This is a genomic window from Polaromonas sp. (assembly GCF_035638815.1).
Classification (GTDB): domain Bacteria; phylum Pseudomonadota; class Gammaproteobacteria; order Burkholderiales; family Burkholderiaceae_C; genus Polaromonas.
On the sequence record NZ_DASQZG010000021.1, the window covers coordinates 14,469 to 28,358 of the forward strand.

Sequence of the window (13,890 nt, forward strand, 5' to 3'; positions counted from 1 at the left end):
CAGGCTACCAGCGGCGACAGATCCCAAGCCCAATGAATCAAAAATGCCCTGCATACGGGCCTGCACTGCGGGGTCCATGACAATCGGTCGGCCCCATTCGCGTTGGGTTTCGCCGGGCCATTTGTTGGTTGCATCCAGTCCCATCTTGCTGCCCAGGCCGCTCACGGGCGAAGCGAAGTCCAGGTAGTCGATAGGCGTGTTTTCCATCAGCAGGGTGTCACGCGCCGGGTCCATGCGGGTGGTCAGGGCCCAGATCACTTCGCGCCAGTCGCGTACGTCGACATCGTCGTCCACCACCACCACAAACTTGGTGTACATGAACTGTCGCAAATGGCTCCATACGCCCATCATCACGCGTCGTGCGTGGCCGGGGTAGGCCTTTTTAATACGCACCAGCGCCATGCGGTAGCTGCAACCCTCAGGCGGCAGGTAAAAGTCGGTGATCTCGGGAAACTGCCTTTGCAGCAGGGGAATGAACAGCTCGTTCAGGGCCATGCCGAGCACAGCAGGCTCGTCCGGCGGTTTGCCGGTGTAGGTCGAGTGGTAAATCGGGTCACGCCGCATCGTGATGCGATCCACCGTGAACACCGGAAATGAAGCCTGCTCGTTGTAATACCCCGTGTGATCGCCGAAGGGGCCTTCGAGTGCGTGCTCATAACCAGTGGCGTGGCCGGCATCCGGATAGATATGCCCTTCGAGCACGATTTCTGCGGAGGCCGGCAGGCGCAGGATGCTGCCCAGCGCGCGCACGACGTCGGTACGCGCACCGCGCAGCAAGCCGGCAAACTGGTATTCAGACAAGCTGTCAGGCACCGGCGTCACCGCACCCAGAATGGTGGCCGGATCAGCACCCAGCGCAACAGCCACGGGATACGGTTGGCCCGGGTTCACTGCGCCGTGGTCACGAAAATCAAGTGCTCCTCCGCGGTGGGGCAGCCAGCGCATGATGAGCTGGTTGCGTGAAAGGACCTGCTGGCGGTAAATACCCAGGTTCTGCCGCGGCTTGTGTGGCCCCTGTGTGATAACAAGGCCCCAGGTGACCAGGGGTGCGACGTCGCCGGGCCAGCAGTGTTGCACCGGCAGGCGTGCCAGGTCGACGTCCGCGCCTTCCCACACTACCTCCTGACAAGGTGCAGAACGAACTTCGCGCGGGGCCATATGCCACAAGGTTTTGAGCAGACCGCCCAGGTCAAGCATGTCTTTCAGACCCTTGGGCGCCTCGGGCTCCTTGAGGGCGGCAAGTACCTCGCCAAAGGTGCGCAGCGCACGCAGATCGGCCACACCCATGGCGCGAGCCACGCGTTCTGGTGTACCGAACAGGTTGGCCAGCACCGGCATGCTGTGGCCGGTAGGGCGTTCAAACAAGAGGGCCGGACCACCCGCACGCAAAACGCGGTCGCACAGGGCCGTCATTTCCAGATGGGGCGACACCGGCTCGGCTACGCGGCGCAGATCGCCGGTCTTCTCGAGCTGGGCCATGAAATCGCGCAGATCGCGGTAGCGCATGAGTCAGGGGCTCGCTGTGACCAGCGCCTGCCCGCCCCAGCGGGGGGCCACGTTATGCGAAATCTCCAGCAAGTCGAGCACACGGGCCACGCTACTGTCCACCAGCTCAGCCACGGATTGCGGGCGCTGATAGAAAGCAGGCATGGGCGGACAGAGAATGGCACCCATTTCGGTCGCACTGACCATGTTGCGCAGATGACCCAGGTGCAATGGCGACTCGCGCACCATTAGCACCAGTCGCCGTCGCTCCTTGAGCATCACGTCAGCAGCGCGCGTGATGAGGTTGTCTGCCAGGCCGTGCGCTACGGCGGCGAGCGTGCGCATCGAGCAGGGCGCCACCACCATGGCACTGGATAAAAAGGAGCCGCTGGCAATGGAGGCGCCCACATCGCGAGCGTCGTGCACCTGATCGGCCAGGGCTTCGACGGCGGCGCGGCTCATGCCCTGCTCCTGGTCCAGATTGCGCCAGCCAGCGTCGGACACCACGAGGTGGGTTTCAATCCCCGTCATAGGGTGGAGCACTTGCAGCAGGCGTGTTCCGTACACCGCGCCGCTGGCACCGGAAATCGCAACAACAATGCGCCTGGCGTTCACGTTTTGGCCGTCACGGTCTGGGCCTATCCAGCGGTGCGGCCAGCAGGTCAGCCGTCACTCGCTCAAGCACCAGCGCCGCCTGCGCGGGATCAAAGTCTTCATGCGTCCGCTTTTTCACGCCGTACTGCTGGAGCGGGTAATGCCGATCGGCGGTGATGGCGTGGCGCGCAAGCACGTTTTTGACGCAGGCCAGCGGGCAACCGTCTAGCGCCACAATGGGCCGGCCGGAGCGCGCAATTTTCATCAGGTGCGGTACGTCGCCGCCCACTCCGGCAATGCAGGACATCTCGGCGATGCCACGCCGGTCCAGTTGCAAGGCCACATGGTTTGCCAGTTGCGCCGCGCTTGAACACCCGGAACACGAGTAGACAAGTGGAAAGTGCCTGCGGTTTTCAGTCATGTTCTTTCTCTACCATGTTCACGCGGCCCGATACCGGCCGTGCGTTTGCGCGGCCCAAAACGGGCCAGCACCTTCAGGGGTGTCCACTGCTGCAGGTCAAGCGCTGGCAGTTCCAGCGCATCGAGCGCGTTTTTCACGACCAGACCGAGCTCAGTGTCACCTTCCATTGCGAGGCGGCGGCTGAAGAACAGGGTGTCCGGGTCTTCACGGCGTTGAGCCAAACGCATGAAATCATGGGCGTTCGCGCTGATGGCCAGATCAGTGGCCTGCAGGCGGGGGCAGGCGGAAAACCGTTGCCCTGTCCATGTAAAGTCAAAAGTCAGGTGCGCGTCGCGAACATAAATGCGCAGCTTTTTGTGCAACAGAAAACTGCACACGTCGGCCGGGAGTTGGCGTGCCAGGTTCAGGTTAAGAGCCTGCACCAAAAGCACCGAGCCGGGGTAGGCCGGGAGGAGGCCGAGCAGGGAACCAACTGCTGGCGGCAGCACAAAGCGTGGGAACGGAGAAGATGGTTTCATGGTGGCAGGTGGCGTCAAGCCACGTAAAGCAGCACGGTGATGAAGTGGCAGATGCTGCCGCCCAGTACGCACAGATGCCACCAGCCATGGCCATGGCCATGGCGCAGCTTGTGGTCCGTAGTGTAAAAGCCAATTCCCAGGGTGTAACAAGCGCCTCCTGCAGCCAGCCACGCAAAGCCTGCGGGCGTCAGCGCTGCCCACAGGGGCAATACCGCGACCAGTGCCAGCCAGCCCATCACCACATAGATGACCAGCGAGACCACCCGTGCGCCCCTGGCCAGCCAGATCTCCTGGACTATGCCCAGCACCGCCAGGCTCCACACCACACCCAGGAGAGACCAACCCCAGGCACCGCGCAGTGAGACCAGCGCAAACGGCGTGTAGCTGCCGGCAATCAAAAGGTAAATGGAGCAGTGGTCAAACTTGCGCAGCACGTTTTTTGCACGCCCACTGATGCTGTGATACAGCGTGGAAAAAACATACAGCAGAACCAGCATGGCGCCATAAATGCTGAAGCTGACGATCTTCCACGGATCGCCGGCCATGCCCGCCGGCACGATCAGGACGGCTGAGCCGCCCGCCGCCAACCCTGCGCCGACCAGATGGCTGATGCTGTTGAAGCGTTCACCGTGGTACATCGCGTTCAGCCTTGCACGGCAGGAGCGACCTGCTCCAGTCCGGGCCGGCCGTGCCAATACCCGTTGCACCCCTGCTCCGGCATGAGCGGCTGCATGCGCGCCAGTGCCTCCTGCGGTGCCAGCAGTTTCTCGCGGGCTGCGTCAAATATGGCAATCACTTCTACGGTGTGCTGCGCTTGGGGACTCAGGCGAACCACATCCACGCCGATGGCCCGCATGTCCTCCAGCGCGTCCACAAGGTTGTAAACGCGTGCCGACTGGGTTTGTGTACCGTTGAGCACCAGAAATTCCTCCCGTTCACGCGTTCTGAGCATCAGGCCGTCCGGGTGGTCCAGGCAGCTGAAACGGCAGTCGTCTTTTGGCAGGTTGCGGTGCCGCGCGGTAAAGCAGCGCGCCGAATAGGCCAGTGGCATGCGGCCATAGGTAAACACCTCGGTCTGCAAGCCGCTCGGTCGGTTCTGCTGCAACAACTCGAGATCGCTCTGCTTCATCTCCAGCGGCATAACCCAGCGACTCGCTCCCAGCGCGGCCATCCATTGGAGGGCAGCCGGGTTGTAAAGGTTGAGATGCGGGCCGGCCACAAACGGCAGCTTGCCCGCCAGGCGATGGACGGCGCCCATGTCGTTGGCCTCGACCTGAAAATTACCGTTGGCCGTGATCCTGTGCATGGTGCCGACGTCGCTGCCCGACTCAAGTAGGACGTGGGTTGAGAGCACCACCTCCTTGCCCGCCGCGCGAAGAAGGACGGCGATGTCCAGCCAGTCGGCCAGGCGCAATTCATGCCGTCGCGAGCACACGGTCTCGCCCAGGTAGACCACATCCACCGGGGTGCTGGCGATCTCTTCGTAGAAGTCGAATACCTTCTCCCGTTGCCAGTAGTACAGCAAGGGACCAAGGGAAATTTTCATGGCGCGGGTCTCACTATTTCCAGGGCCGGTGATAAGCGCCCAGCGTGTGTTGCTGGCCTTCGGCCACCTGGTCCAGGCTGGCCATCCAGCTGGTTTTCGGTGCGTAGCGATGCGGATTGGCAACGCAATGGTCAATGGCCTCACGCCAGACCCGGGTCACCTGCGCCACATACGCGAGGCTGCGCTGCCGACCCTCGATCTTGATGGCGCGTACCCCCATCTTCAGGAGTTGCGGCAAGAGCTCGAGCGTGTTCAAACTGGCAGGCTCCTCAATGGCGTAGTAGCTCTCGTCATCTCCCACGTCGAAACGTCCCTTGCAGAGCGTGGGGTAACCAGTGTTTTCACCGCTGGCATAACGGTCAATCAACACACCGCCCAGGCGCGATTCCAGGCCCTGCGGCGTCTCCTGCCAGCGCACGGCCTTGGCTGGCGAACACACGCCGTGCGTGTTGGGCGACTCCCCCGTCACATAAGACGATAGCGCGCAGCGCCCTTCTACCATCACACACAGGCTGCCAAATCCGAATACTTCGATCTCTACTGGTGTCTTATCGATGACTTGACGTACTTGGTCGAGCGACAGCACACGCGGCAATACTGCACGAACCACACCGAACTGCTCGCGGTAGAAATTGATGGCGTCGTAGTTGGTTGCCGACCCCTGCACGGAAAGGTGCAAGCGCAAGGCCGGATAACGCCGGGCAGCGTATTGCATCAGTCCCGGGTCGGCCAGGATGACCGCATCCATTCCCAGGTCCACCGCCTGGTCGACCGCCGAAAACCACGGCCCGGGATTGGCTGCCTGGGGATAGGTATTGAGTGCCATGAAGACCTTGCAGCCACGGTCATGTGCGTACCCCACGCCCGCTGCAATCGCAGTTGCATCGAAGTTGAGTCCTGCAAAGTTGCGCGCATTGGTCGCATCACGCAAACCCAGGTAAACACAGTCGGCGCCGTTGTCGACCGCGGCTTTCAGGGCAGGAAGACTGCCGGCCGGGCACACCAGCTCTGGCGTAACTGCCGGCGTCTGCGGGATGTCAGGAAGGGAAGGAGTGGAAGTCATGCAGATTGAAGTCAGACAGGCTCCCGGAAGAGAGCCATCGCAACCCGCAACCTTACGCCGAACTAACAGAATACTTTCTGATCCCCGTCAACAGTTGGCCTGAACGCAGGCTCACAAGGACATGGATCACCGGCTGACTTTTTTGCCGAAGCTCCTCAAAGTCCAATTGACCTGGATCAATAGGGGAATGCACCACTCCCATCTTAATAGATGTATTATTTATACATCTTCTAAATTTTGCTTTTCAAATGGAGTTCTCATGAGCCACGCTTCCGCAACATCCACACTCGATATCCGGACGATTCCTCCCCGCGAGCGGCATCCCGCCATCTTCTCCACTTTGGGCCAACTTGGCACCGGCCAGACCCTGGAGCTGATCAACGACCACGATCCACAGCCACTGAACCTTCAGCTCCAGGCAGAAATGCCAGGCAAATTCGATTGGTCCTGGCTTGAACAAGGCCCCGATACCTGGCGCGTGACCATTACCCGGCGGGCGTCGACCCACAGCGACGGGCAGTGCTGCGGCTCCTGCGGCGGCGCCTGATCCGCCTTTTTTTCAAGAATTCAGAAGGAATACGCGATGAAAAACAACAATATGCTGTGGCGCTGGCTCGGCTTCATCTTTGTGCTGTCGTTTGGTGCGCTGGGGTACCTCGGTGTACAGATCTACCTGACAGCCCCACCCATTCCCAAGGCCGTCGTCACCACGTCTGGCGAGGTTCTTTTCACCGGTGAGCAGGTCCAGAAGGGCCAGCAGGTGTGGCTGGCCAGCGGCGGCCAACAGCAAGGCAGTGTCTGGGGCCATGGCGCCTATGTGGCGCCGGACTGGTCGGCCGACTGGCTGCACCGCGAAGCGCTGGCGCTTCAGGCCATTCATACCCAGGCCTTGCGCAAGGGCCCATCCGCAATGACAGCTTCCGACCACGGCGCAATCAATGCTGCGCTGAAGGAAGAAATGCGGCGCAATACCTACGACACGACGACCGAGACTGTCACCGTGTCTACCGAACGCGCACAGGCGATCCGCGAAGCGGCAAGCCACTACGACGCCCTGTTCGGCAGTGATGTGCTGCTGGACGAACTACGTGACCAGTATGCGATGACCGGGAACCTGCTGCCGGACGCGGCGGATCGGCAGGCGCTCACCGCTTTCTTCTTCTGGACTTCCTGGGCCGCAAGCACCGACCGGCCAGGCGAGGAAAACCTGTCTTACACCAGCAACTGGCCGCATGAGCCGCTGGTGGGGAACAAGACGACCGACTCGGCCGCGATCTGGTCGATGGTCAGCATCGTGCTCCTGCTCGGTGCGATCGCCGCCATGTTGTGGCTGCACGGCAGCCAGCGGCATGAGGCGGAGGCAGTTCCCCCCAAGGCGGATCCATTGCTGGGCGCGGTTGCCACACCTTCGATGAAGGCCACGCGCAAGTACTTTTTTGCCGTGATCGGCCTGATGTTGCTACAGATCGGCATGGGCGTGGTCACCGCGCATTACGCCGTCGAGGGCAAGGCATTCTTCGGTCTGCCGCTGGCAGAAATTCTGCCTTATGTGGTCAGCCGCACCATCCATACCCAGGTCGGCATCTTCTGGATCGCCACGGCCTGGCTGGCCACCGGTCTGTACATCGCCCCGCTGCTCTCGGGCCGCGAGCCCAAGCTGCAGAAGCTGGGTGTGGACGTGCTGTTCTGGGCGCTGATTGCCATCGTCGTCGGATCCACCGCCACCGCCTGGTTGGGCACACTGCAGCGCCAAGGTGTGGACTTTGCCTTCTGGGTGGGCAACCAGGGGCTGGAATTCACCAGCATGGGCCGCGTCTGGCAAATTCTTCTGTTCGTCGGCCTGCTGTTCTGGGTGTTCCTGCTGGGCCGGGCACTGTGGCCGGCGCTGAAAAAACCTTCAGAAACCCGCGGCCTGATCGCCATGGTCTTCCTGTCGGCCACCTGCATCGGCGGCTTTTACGCGACGTCGTTGACCTGGGGCCAGAACACGCACTACTCGATGGTCGAGTACTGGCGCTGGTGGCTGGTTCACCTGTGGGTGGAAGGGTTCTTCGAAGTATTCGCCACAGCTGTGGTGGCGCTGATCTTCGCCAAGCTGGGACTGGTACGCACCGAAAGCGCCAACCGCGCCATCATCGCCGAGACCATCGTGTTCCTGTTCGGCGGCATCCTGGGCACCCTGCATCACCTGTATTTCACCGGGACACCCACATCGGTGATTGCTGTTGGCGCCGTGTTTTCTGCCCTGGAAGTTGTGCCCCTGACCCTGATCGGCCTGGAAGCCCTGCAAACCTACCGGCGCTCCAAAGCCCTGCCATGGCTTGCCACCTACAAGTGGCCCGTGATGTGTTTTGTCGCGGTGGGCTTCTGGAACACTGTCGGCGCCGGCCTGCTCGGTTTTGCCATCAACCCGCCGGCATCGCTCTACTACGTGCAGGCCTGAACATGACGGCCGCCCACGGTCACGCTGCCCTGTTCGGTGTCTACGGCATGCTCGGCATCGGCCTGATGCTGTTCTGCCTGCGCGGCCTGTATTCGCGCAACATGCATGCCGACAACATCCTCAAGCCCGCCTTCTGGAGCCTGAACATCGGTCTGGCCATGATGGTTTTCCTGTCGCTGCTGCCCGCAGGCATCTACCAAGCCTGGGCCAGCATCACCCGGGGCCTGTGGTACGCGCGCTCGCCGGAAATCATCCATTCCCCGGTGATGGAAACGCTGGTATGGATGCGGGTCCCGGGCGACATCCTGTTCGCCATCGGTGCGGTCCTGCTGGCGTGGTATGCAGCACGACTCTTGCGGCGTCCCGCCGTGCAGCACGCGCTGGCGGCAACGGCAACCGCCCGAGGCTGACCCCTGTGAAGTGCCGGCCCATCCGGCACTTTGTTCCAATGCTTTTTAATCGGAAAACCAATCATGAGCGAGATACAGACACTCCACAATGTCCACCCCTTTGACGCCCGCGGCGTTGCCAAGCGCTTCCGCCACGCGGCTATCTTTGGCGCCCTGGAAAGCCTTCATGCAGGAGAAACCATGCGCTTTGTCAATGATCATGATCCGTTGCCACTGTTGAACCAGTTGCAGCAGGCCTTCGGCGACAAGCTGGGCATCGACTATGTGCGGCGCGAACCGGGGGAAATCGTGATCGACTTCCAGGTGCGCGGTTGAGGCCTTACATTCATCTCTATGAAACTCACCGCCTTTACCGACTACAGCTTGCGTGTGCTGATTTACCTGGCCGCGCAGCCCCAGAAACGTGCCACGATTGCCGAAATCGCGACTTCTTTCGACGTGTCGGAAAATCACCTGATCAAAGTTGTGCACCTGCTCGGTAAAAACGGCTGGCTGGCCAATGTGCGTGGCAAGGGTGGTGGGCTCGAACTGGCCATGCCGCCCGAACTGGTCGGCGTCGGCGAGGTGGTGCGCCAGACAGAAGGCACAGCGGTGGTGGCCGAATGTTTTTCTGATGAGGCCAACCACTGCGCGATCACGCGCATCTGCCGGTTGCGCGGTGTGCTCGGCGAAGCGGTGGATGCCTTCTACAACGTGCTGGATCGCTACACCCTGGCCGACCTGGTCCAGAACCGGCACTCTCTCGCCAAAGTGCTGTTTATTGACAGAACCACACCCATGGCGGCGGCAGAACGCGTCGCATGAGCTGATGTCGGGACTGCCATGACTGAGCCTGTAGCGCCGTTTCCCTACGAAGGCCCGGAGGCGTTGCGGCAGCCCCTGGTGGAGGCACTCAGGCGTGTAGTCGACCCGGAGGTCGCCATGCGCATCGTGGATGTCGGGCTCATCTATGGCGTCACGGTGACTGACGAGAAACTGCATGTCAGACTGACCATGACGTCCGCCGCGTGTCCGGTGGCCGATCTCATCATTGAGGAGGTCGAGACCGAGCTGGATCGCGTGGCGCCGCCGGAATTGCTGATTGAAGTTGAACTGGTGTGGGAGCCACCCTGGTCCGCCGATCGCATGAGCGAGCGAGCCAGGCGCTTCATGCAGTGGTGAAAACGTCACCCCGGCCCAAACAGGCACAGCGCCAAAGCGCGCCGCGTTGGGTCGCCCTGGCGGTGCGACCACTGCTGTTGTCATTGGTTGCGTTATCGCTGTTGGCAGGCATCTCAGGCGGACTGCTGCGCGCCGGGGTCGCGCTGCCATTGCCGACGGATTCCGCCTGGCCAAGCCAGGCCGCGCTGATGCATGCTGCGCTGATGATCTGCGGTTTTCTCGGCACCGTCATCGGCATCGAACGTGCGGTAGCCGTCAAATTGCGTTCCGCCTTCCTCGCCCCGCTGGCCTCAGGAGCCGGTGGCGCACTCCTGCTGCTGGGTCAGCCCCGGCCGGGCGCGTGGATGGGCGTGGTAGCGGCCGCCATTTTCACGGCTGTCAACATCGTGATCGTGCGGCGCCAGCGCGCAGCCCACACCTGGCTGCTGCTGGTCGCCGCCGGCGCGTGGCTGGCCGGCAATCTGCTGTTCGCCACGGGCCAGGACAGCGTCGCAACGCTGCCCTGGTGGTTCGCATTTCTCGTGATGACCATCGCCGCCGAGCGCCTGGAAATGACGCGGTTGATGCGCCGGCGCCCCGCCGCAGAGCTGTCGTTGCAAGCCGTTCTGGGGGCGTTGATCGCGGGCGCGGCCTGGTCGGCGCTGGCCCCGGTTGCGGGCGGACTTTTGTACGGTGCAGCACTGGCCTTGCTGGCGCTGTGGCTGGCGGCTTTCGACATTGCCCGCCACACCGTCCGGGCACATGGACTCAGTCGTTACATGGCTGTCTGCCTGCTCGGCGGCTATGCGTGGCTGGCGGTGGCGGGTGTTGCCTGGGCTGGCACCGCCATAGGCCTGCCCCTGCGCGACGCCGCTTTGCACGCCCTCGGCCTGGGTTTTATCGTCAGCATGATGATGGGCCATGCACCAGTGATCCTGCCGGCCATTGCACGCGTCAAGCTGAGGTTCGGCGTCTTTTTCTATGTACCGCTGGCCGTGTTGCACCTCTCCCTGCTGTTGCGGCTGGTCGCTGGAATGGCCGGTAACCCGCTGCACAGCACTGGTGCCCTTCTCAATGCTGTTGCAATGGCGCTGTTTGCGGCCACCATCGCCGGCGCCGCGATTGCCTGGCGCATCCAGCATGGCGGGCCCGACGCCCTGTCCACACGAAAGACATCCTCATGACCTCCTTCGTCAACATCGCGGAGCCTACCCGCCCTTCGCCAGCACCCGTCGGCTGGGCGCTCTGGGACCTTGGCTTTCGCCCGTTTTACCTGCTGGCCAGCGCCTTCGCTGCCTTGTCCATCGGCCTGTGGGCGCTGCAATTCTCAGGTTGGCTGGGGCTACCCTACCTGCAGGGACCGATGTGGCACGCCCACGAGATGCTGTTCGGCTTTGCACTGGCTGTGGTCGTTGGTTTTCTCTTCACGGCTGGGCGCAATTGGTCGAACCGGCCGACGCCCACCGGCTGGCCCTTGGCTGCTCTGGCCGCGCTGTGGGTAGCCGGCAGGGTACTGGTACTTACACCCTTCGGCTGGGCTGCTGCAGCCGTCAATGTTGCATTTCCCCTTGCCGCCGCCATCGCGCTTGCGATTCCCTTCATCGCTGCGGGCAACCGCCGCAATTACTTTTTTGTGGGTCTGCTGCTGCTGATGTCAGCAGCCGTGCTGGGTATTCACTTGGCGCAACTCGGCGTAGTGCAGCTTCCAGGCTGGGTGGGCATTCAGCTCGGCCTGGATGTCATGCTGTTCATCATGGCCGTGATGGGCGGCCGTGTGATTCCCATGTTCACCAACAATGGCGTTCCGGGAGCCAATGCCACGCGCCAGCCCCTACTGGAGAAAGCGGCACTCGGTGGCGTGCTAGTTCTGTTGCTGGCCGACGCCGTGCAACTGCATGGCGTCTGGCTGGGCGCGTTGGCTGGGGTTTGTGCACTTGCCCACCTTGCCCGATGGAGCCTGTGGCGGCCCTGGAAGACAGGGCGTGCGCCGCTGGTCTGGGTGCTGCACGTTGCTTACTTGTGGATTCCCGTGCATCTCGCGCTGCGCGCCTTTGCAACGGCGGGATGGGTGGTCCCCTCTGTGGCCACTCACGCGTTGACCGTAGGCGCCATTGGCGGCCTCATCATCGGCATGATGACCCGCACCGCGCGCGGCCACACCGGACGGGCTCTACGCGCCGACCGTAGCGACGTGGCTTGTTTTGTTCTTGTGCTGCTTGCGGCGCTGGTCCGCGTTTTTGTGCCGCTCGCCGTCCCGGCCTGGTTCATCCATGCAACGCTGGGATCGGCCGCACTCTGGTCTGCCGGCTTCGGGCTCTACACGGTGCGCTACTGGCCGGTGCTGACGCGGCCGCGTATTGACGGGCAGGCAGGTTGAGATAACTGCTGAGCGGCAAGTGGGCCAAGGGCTATGTCTTTTGGGCAATACAGCGGCTGGGATTCAAGAGCGACGGCGACGTCAATATGTAGCGCTTTTCCACGACCATACAACACGGCCTTTGCTGACACTGTGTTACATGCGGCGGCCCCATCATGGCTCCATCTCACAACGGAGCCGCCATGTCCAACAATTGTCCTCTTGCCCGCCGTCACCTGCTTGTCTGGCTAAGCGCCGGAGCAGCCTTTCCCGCGCTCGCTGCCACGCAGAAAAAACGCTCCACCAAAGGCGCGGCAACCAATGCAGCCACCGGCACGGCGTTCATGGAGCGTGTCAACGCCGCCACCGACACGCCCGTCTTGAGCTCGGGAGCACGCGGTGAAGCAGTCCTGCGCGCACAAATCTTGCTGGACCGTGCATGGTTTTCCCCCGGTGAAATCGATGGTTCTTTTGGCACCAATATGCGCCGCATGGTGGCCGCTTTCCAGACCGCCAATGGCCTGAAATCCTCCGGCCGGATTGACGTCGAGACCTGGAAAAGCCTGTCGGGTGAAACGCCAACGCCAGTACTGAGTGAATACACCATCACCAAGGAAAACGCGGTCGGCCCATTTACCAAAACGCCGGCTGACATGATGGACCGTGCAAAGCTCAAATCACTCGACTACGAAACTATTGAAGAAGCCTTTGGCGAAAAGTTTCATTGCAGCGCCAAGTGGCTGCGCGACGTCAATCGCGGCAGCAAGTTTGAGCCAGGTGACAAAATCATTGTTCCGGCTGTTGGCAACGACAAGCCCCCCAGTAAAGCGGCGTCCATCCGCATCGACAAATCAGAGCGGGTTTTGTACCTGCTGGACAGTGCTGAACTGCCAGTGGCGGCCTTCCCGATTAGCATTGGCGGGGCGTCCGACCCTCTGCCGCTGGGCCGCATGGAGATCAAGAACGCCGCCAAAAATCCGGTCTTTACCTACGACCCGGCGTTGCTCAAGGACGCGAAGAAAACCTATGTCAAAACCGACATTCCTGCCGGTCCCAACAACCCGGTCGGCGTGTACTGGCTGGGACTCACCAAGCCTCATTGGGGGATTCATGGCACACCGGATCCGTCGCGCGTAGGCACCGCCGCCACGAACGGATGCTTGCATCTGACCAACTGGGACGTGCTCAGGCTGGCGCAGGTGGTGAAGCCTGGCTTTGCCGTCGACGTTCATGCCTGAACGTCCTGTCAGGCACTGGGGAGGATGGGTAGCCGCAGTCGCGTTTGTTCTGGGCGTGCTGTGGGCACTCAATCGCCCGGCGCCTACGACTACGTCGGCCAGCGAGCCGCCTGTGACCTCGGTACCGACAGCCAAGCCGCCCAGTGCCGGCCTTGGCAAGACGGCACCTTCTCCTTCGTCACCCCCTTCACCCCCCCCACAGGCAGCAGTACAGACACCGGAGCCTGCGACCGGCATACCGCCCCTGCTTCTACCGGTACAAGGCGTTTCCCCGCGCGACCTGCGTGACACTTTCGCTGATACCCGGGACGCGAATCAGCGTGGCCATGAGGCCATTGACATCATGGCACCCCGAGGCACGCCCGTATTCGCCGTGGACGATGGCCGTATCGTCAAGCTGTTTTCAAGCAAGCCTGGCGGCATCACCGTTTACCAGTTCGATCCCACCGGGAATTTTGCCTATTACTACGCGCACCTCGACGCTTACGCCGAGGGACTTGCAGAGGGTCAGACCGTCAAGCGCGGTAGCGTGATTGGTTTTGTCGGCTACACCGGCAACGCCAACCCGGCCGCACCGCACCTGCACTTCGCCATCTTCAAGCTTGGCCCTGAAAAGCAGTGGTGGAAGGGCGAGCCCATCAACCCGTTCGAGTATCTGGGCGGCAAGAAGCCCTAG

Annotated in this window: 14 protein-coding genes and 2 pseudogenes; 9 read left to right on the top strand and 7 right to left on the bottom strand. The window is 62.1% G+C overall.

Annotated elements, in window-relative coordinates:
* Positions 1-24: 24 nt before the first annotated feature.
* The 7 genes and pseudogenes from ubiD to ubiU form a co-directional block, all read right to left on the bottom strand.
* Positions 25-1,506 (bottom strand): annotated as a pseudogene (gene ubiD / locus VE934_RS14525) (4-hydroxy-3-polyprenylbenzoate decarboxylase); the annotation flags it as partial.
* Positions 1,507-1,509: 3 nt separating this feature from the next.
* Complete coding sequence (locus VE934_RS14530) at positions 1,510-2,100, bottom strand: UbiX family flavin prenyltransferase (RefSeq protein WP_324888725.1); 591 nt, start codon at positions 2,098-2,100, stop codon at positions 1,510-1,512.
* Between the two features lie 10 nt (positions 2,101-2,110).
* Positions 2,111-2,500, bottom strand: coding sequence for a putative zinc-binding protein (locus VE934_RS14535; protein ID WP_324888726.1), 390 nt, complete (start codon positions 2,498-2,500; stop codon positions 2,111-2,113).
* Entirely contained in the window at positions 2,497-3,018 is a 522-nt protein-coding gene (gene ubiT / locus VE934_RS14540) for a ubiquinone anaerobic biosynthesis accessory factor UbiT (RefSeq protein WP_324888728.1), read from the bottom strand. Before ubiT ends, VE934_RS14535 begins: the two co-directional genes overlap by 4 nt.
* A 14-nt stretch (positions 3,019-3,032) precedes the next feature.
* Entirely contained in the window at positions 3,033-3,656 is a 624-nt protein-coding gene (gene trhA, locus VE934_RS14545; RefSeq protein WP_324888729.1) for a PAQR family membrane homeostasis protein TrhA, read from the bottom strand.
* Between the two features lie 5 nt (positions 3,657-3,661).
* Positions 3,662-4,564, bottom strand: a complete 903-nt coding sequence (locus VE934_RS14550) for a U32 family peptidase (protein ID WP_324888731.1) — start codon at positions 4,562-4,564, stop codon at positions 3,662-3,664.
* A gap of 13 nt (positions 4,565-4,577) precedes the next feature.
* A complete protein-coding gene (gene ubiU / locus VE934_RS14555; RefSeq protein ID WP_324888733.1) occupies positions 4,578-5,627 on the bottom strand; it encodes a ubiquinone anaerobic biosynthesis protein UbiU in 1,050 nt (349 codons plus the stop codon).
* A gap of 259 nt (positions 5,628-5,886) precedes the next feature.
* Between ubiU and VE934_RS14560 the strand changes: the two genes are divergently transcribed.
* The 9 genes and pseudogenes from VE934_RS14560 to VE934_RS14600 all read left to right on the top strand — a co-directional run bounded on the left by VE934_RS14560 (position 5,887) and on the right by VE934_RS14600 (position 13,890).
* On the top strand, positions 5,887-6,174 hold the full coding sequence (locus tag VE934_RS14560; protein ID WP_324888735.1) for a DUF2249 domain-containing protein: 288 nt from the start codon (positions 5,887-5,889) through the stop codon (positions 6,172-6,174).
* Positions 6,175-6,210: 36 nt separating this feature from the next.
* Positions 6,211-8,480 (top strand): annotated as a pseudogene (locus VE934_RS14565) (nitric-oxide reductase large subunit).
* 63 nt (positions 8,481-8,543) lie between these two features.
* On the top strand, positions 8,544-8,795 hold the full coding sequence (locus tag VE934_RS14570; protein WP_324888739.1) for a DUF2249 domain-containing protein: 252 nt from the start codon (positions 8,544-8,546) through the stop codon (positions 8,793-8,795).
* Between the two features lie 18 nt (positions 8,796-8,813).
* Positions 8,814-9,284, top strand: coding sequence for an Rrf2 family transcriptional regulator (locus VE934_RS14575; RefSeq protein ID WP_324888741.1), 471 nt, complete (start codon positions 8,814-8,816; stop codon positions 9,282-9,284).
* Positions 9,285-9,302: 18 nt separating this feature from the next.
* Positions 9,303-9,641 (top strand): metal-sulfur cluster assembly factor, encoded by a 339-nt coding sequence (locus VE934_RS14580; RefSeq protein ID WP_324888743.1) that lies wholly within the window; start codon positions 9,303-9,305, stop codon positions 9,639-9,641.
* Positions 9,638-10,804 (top strand): hypothetical protein, encoded by a 1,167-nt coding sequence (locus tag VE934_RS14585; RefSeq protein WP_324888745.1) that lies wholly within the window; start codon positions 9,638-9,640, stop codon positions 10,802-10,804. Before VE934_RS14580 ends, VE934_RS14585 begins: the two co-directional genes overlap by 4 nt.
* Positions 10,801-11,997, top strand: coding sequence for an NnrS family protein (locus VE934_RS14590; protein WP_324888747.1), 1,197 nt, complete (start codon positions 10,801-10,803; stop codon positions 11,995-11,997). Before VE934_RS14585 ends, VE934_RS14590 begins: the two co-directional genes overlap by 4 nt.
* A 182-nt stretch (positions 11,998-12,179) precedes the next feature.
* Positions 12,180-13,214, top strand: a complete 1,035-nt coding sequence (locus VE934_RS14595; protein WP_324888749.1) for a L,D-transpeptidase family protein — start codon at positions 12,180-12,182, stop codon at positions 13,212-13,214.
* Positions 13,207-13,890 (top strand): M23 family metallopeptidase, encoded by a 684-nt coding sequence (locus tag VE934_RS14600; protein WP_324888752.1) that lies wholly within the window; start codon positions 13,207-13,209, stop codon positions 13,888-13,890. Before VE934_RS14595 ends, VE934_RS14600 begins: the two co-directional genes overlap by 8 nt.

Excerpts from the sequence above, each read along its gene's own strand:
- VE934_RS14595 (WP_324888749.1), top strand. The coding sequence starts at position 12,180 with ATGTCCAACAATTGTCCTCTTGCCCGCCGTCACCTGCTTGTCTGGCTA.
- VE934_RS14580 (WP_324888743.1), top strand. The coding sequence starts at position 9,303 with ATGACTGAGCCTGTAGCGCCGTTTCCCTACGAAGGCCCGGAGGCGTTG.
- ubiT (WP_324888728.1), bottom strand. The coding sequence starts at position 3,018 with ATGAAACCATCTTCTCCGTTCCCACGCTTTGTGCTGCCGCCAGCAGTT.
- VE934_RS14560 (WP_324888735.1), top strand. The coding sequence starts at position 5,887 with ATGAGCCACGCTTCCGCAACATCCACACTCGATATCCGGACGATTCCT.
- VE934_RS14590 (WP_324888747.1), top strand. The coding sequence starts at position 10,801 with ATGACCTCCTTCGTCAACATCGCGGAGCCTACCCGCCCTTCGCCAGCA.
- ubiU (WP_324888733.1), bottom strand. The coding sequence starts at position 5,627 with ATGACTTCCACTCCTTCCCTTCCTGACATCCCGCAGACGCCGGCAGTT.
- VE934_RS14550 (WP_324888731.1), bottom strand. The coding sequence starts at position 4,564 with ATGAAAATTTCCCTTGGTCCCTTGCTGTACTACTGGCAACGGGAGAAG.
- VE934_RS14575 (WP_324888741.1), top strand. The coding sequence starts at position 8,814 with ATGAAACTCACCGCCTTTACCGACTACAGCTTGCGTGTGCTGATTTAC.
- trhA (WP_324888729.1), bottom strand. The coding sequence starts at position 3,656 with ATGTACCACGGTGAACGCTTCAACAGCATCAGCCATCTGGTCGGCGCA.
- VE934_RS14600 (WP_324888752.1), top strand. The coding sequence starts at position 13,207 with ATGCCTGAACGTCCTGTCAGGCACTGGGGAGGATGGGTAGCCGCAGTC.
- VE934_RS14535 (WP_324888726.1), bottom strand. The coding sequence starts at position 2,500 with ATGACTGAAAACCGCAGGCACTTTCCACTTGTCTACTCGTGTTCCGGG.
- VE934_RS14570 (WP_324888739.1), top strand. The coding sequence starts at position 8,544 with ATGAGCGAGATACAGACACTCCACAATGTCCACCCCTTTGACGCCCGC.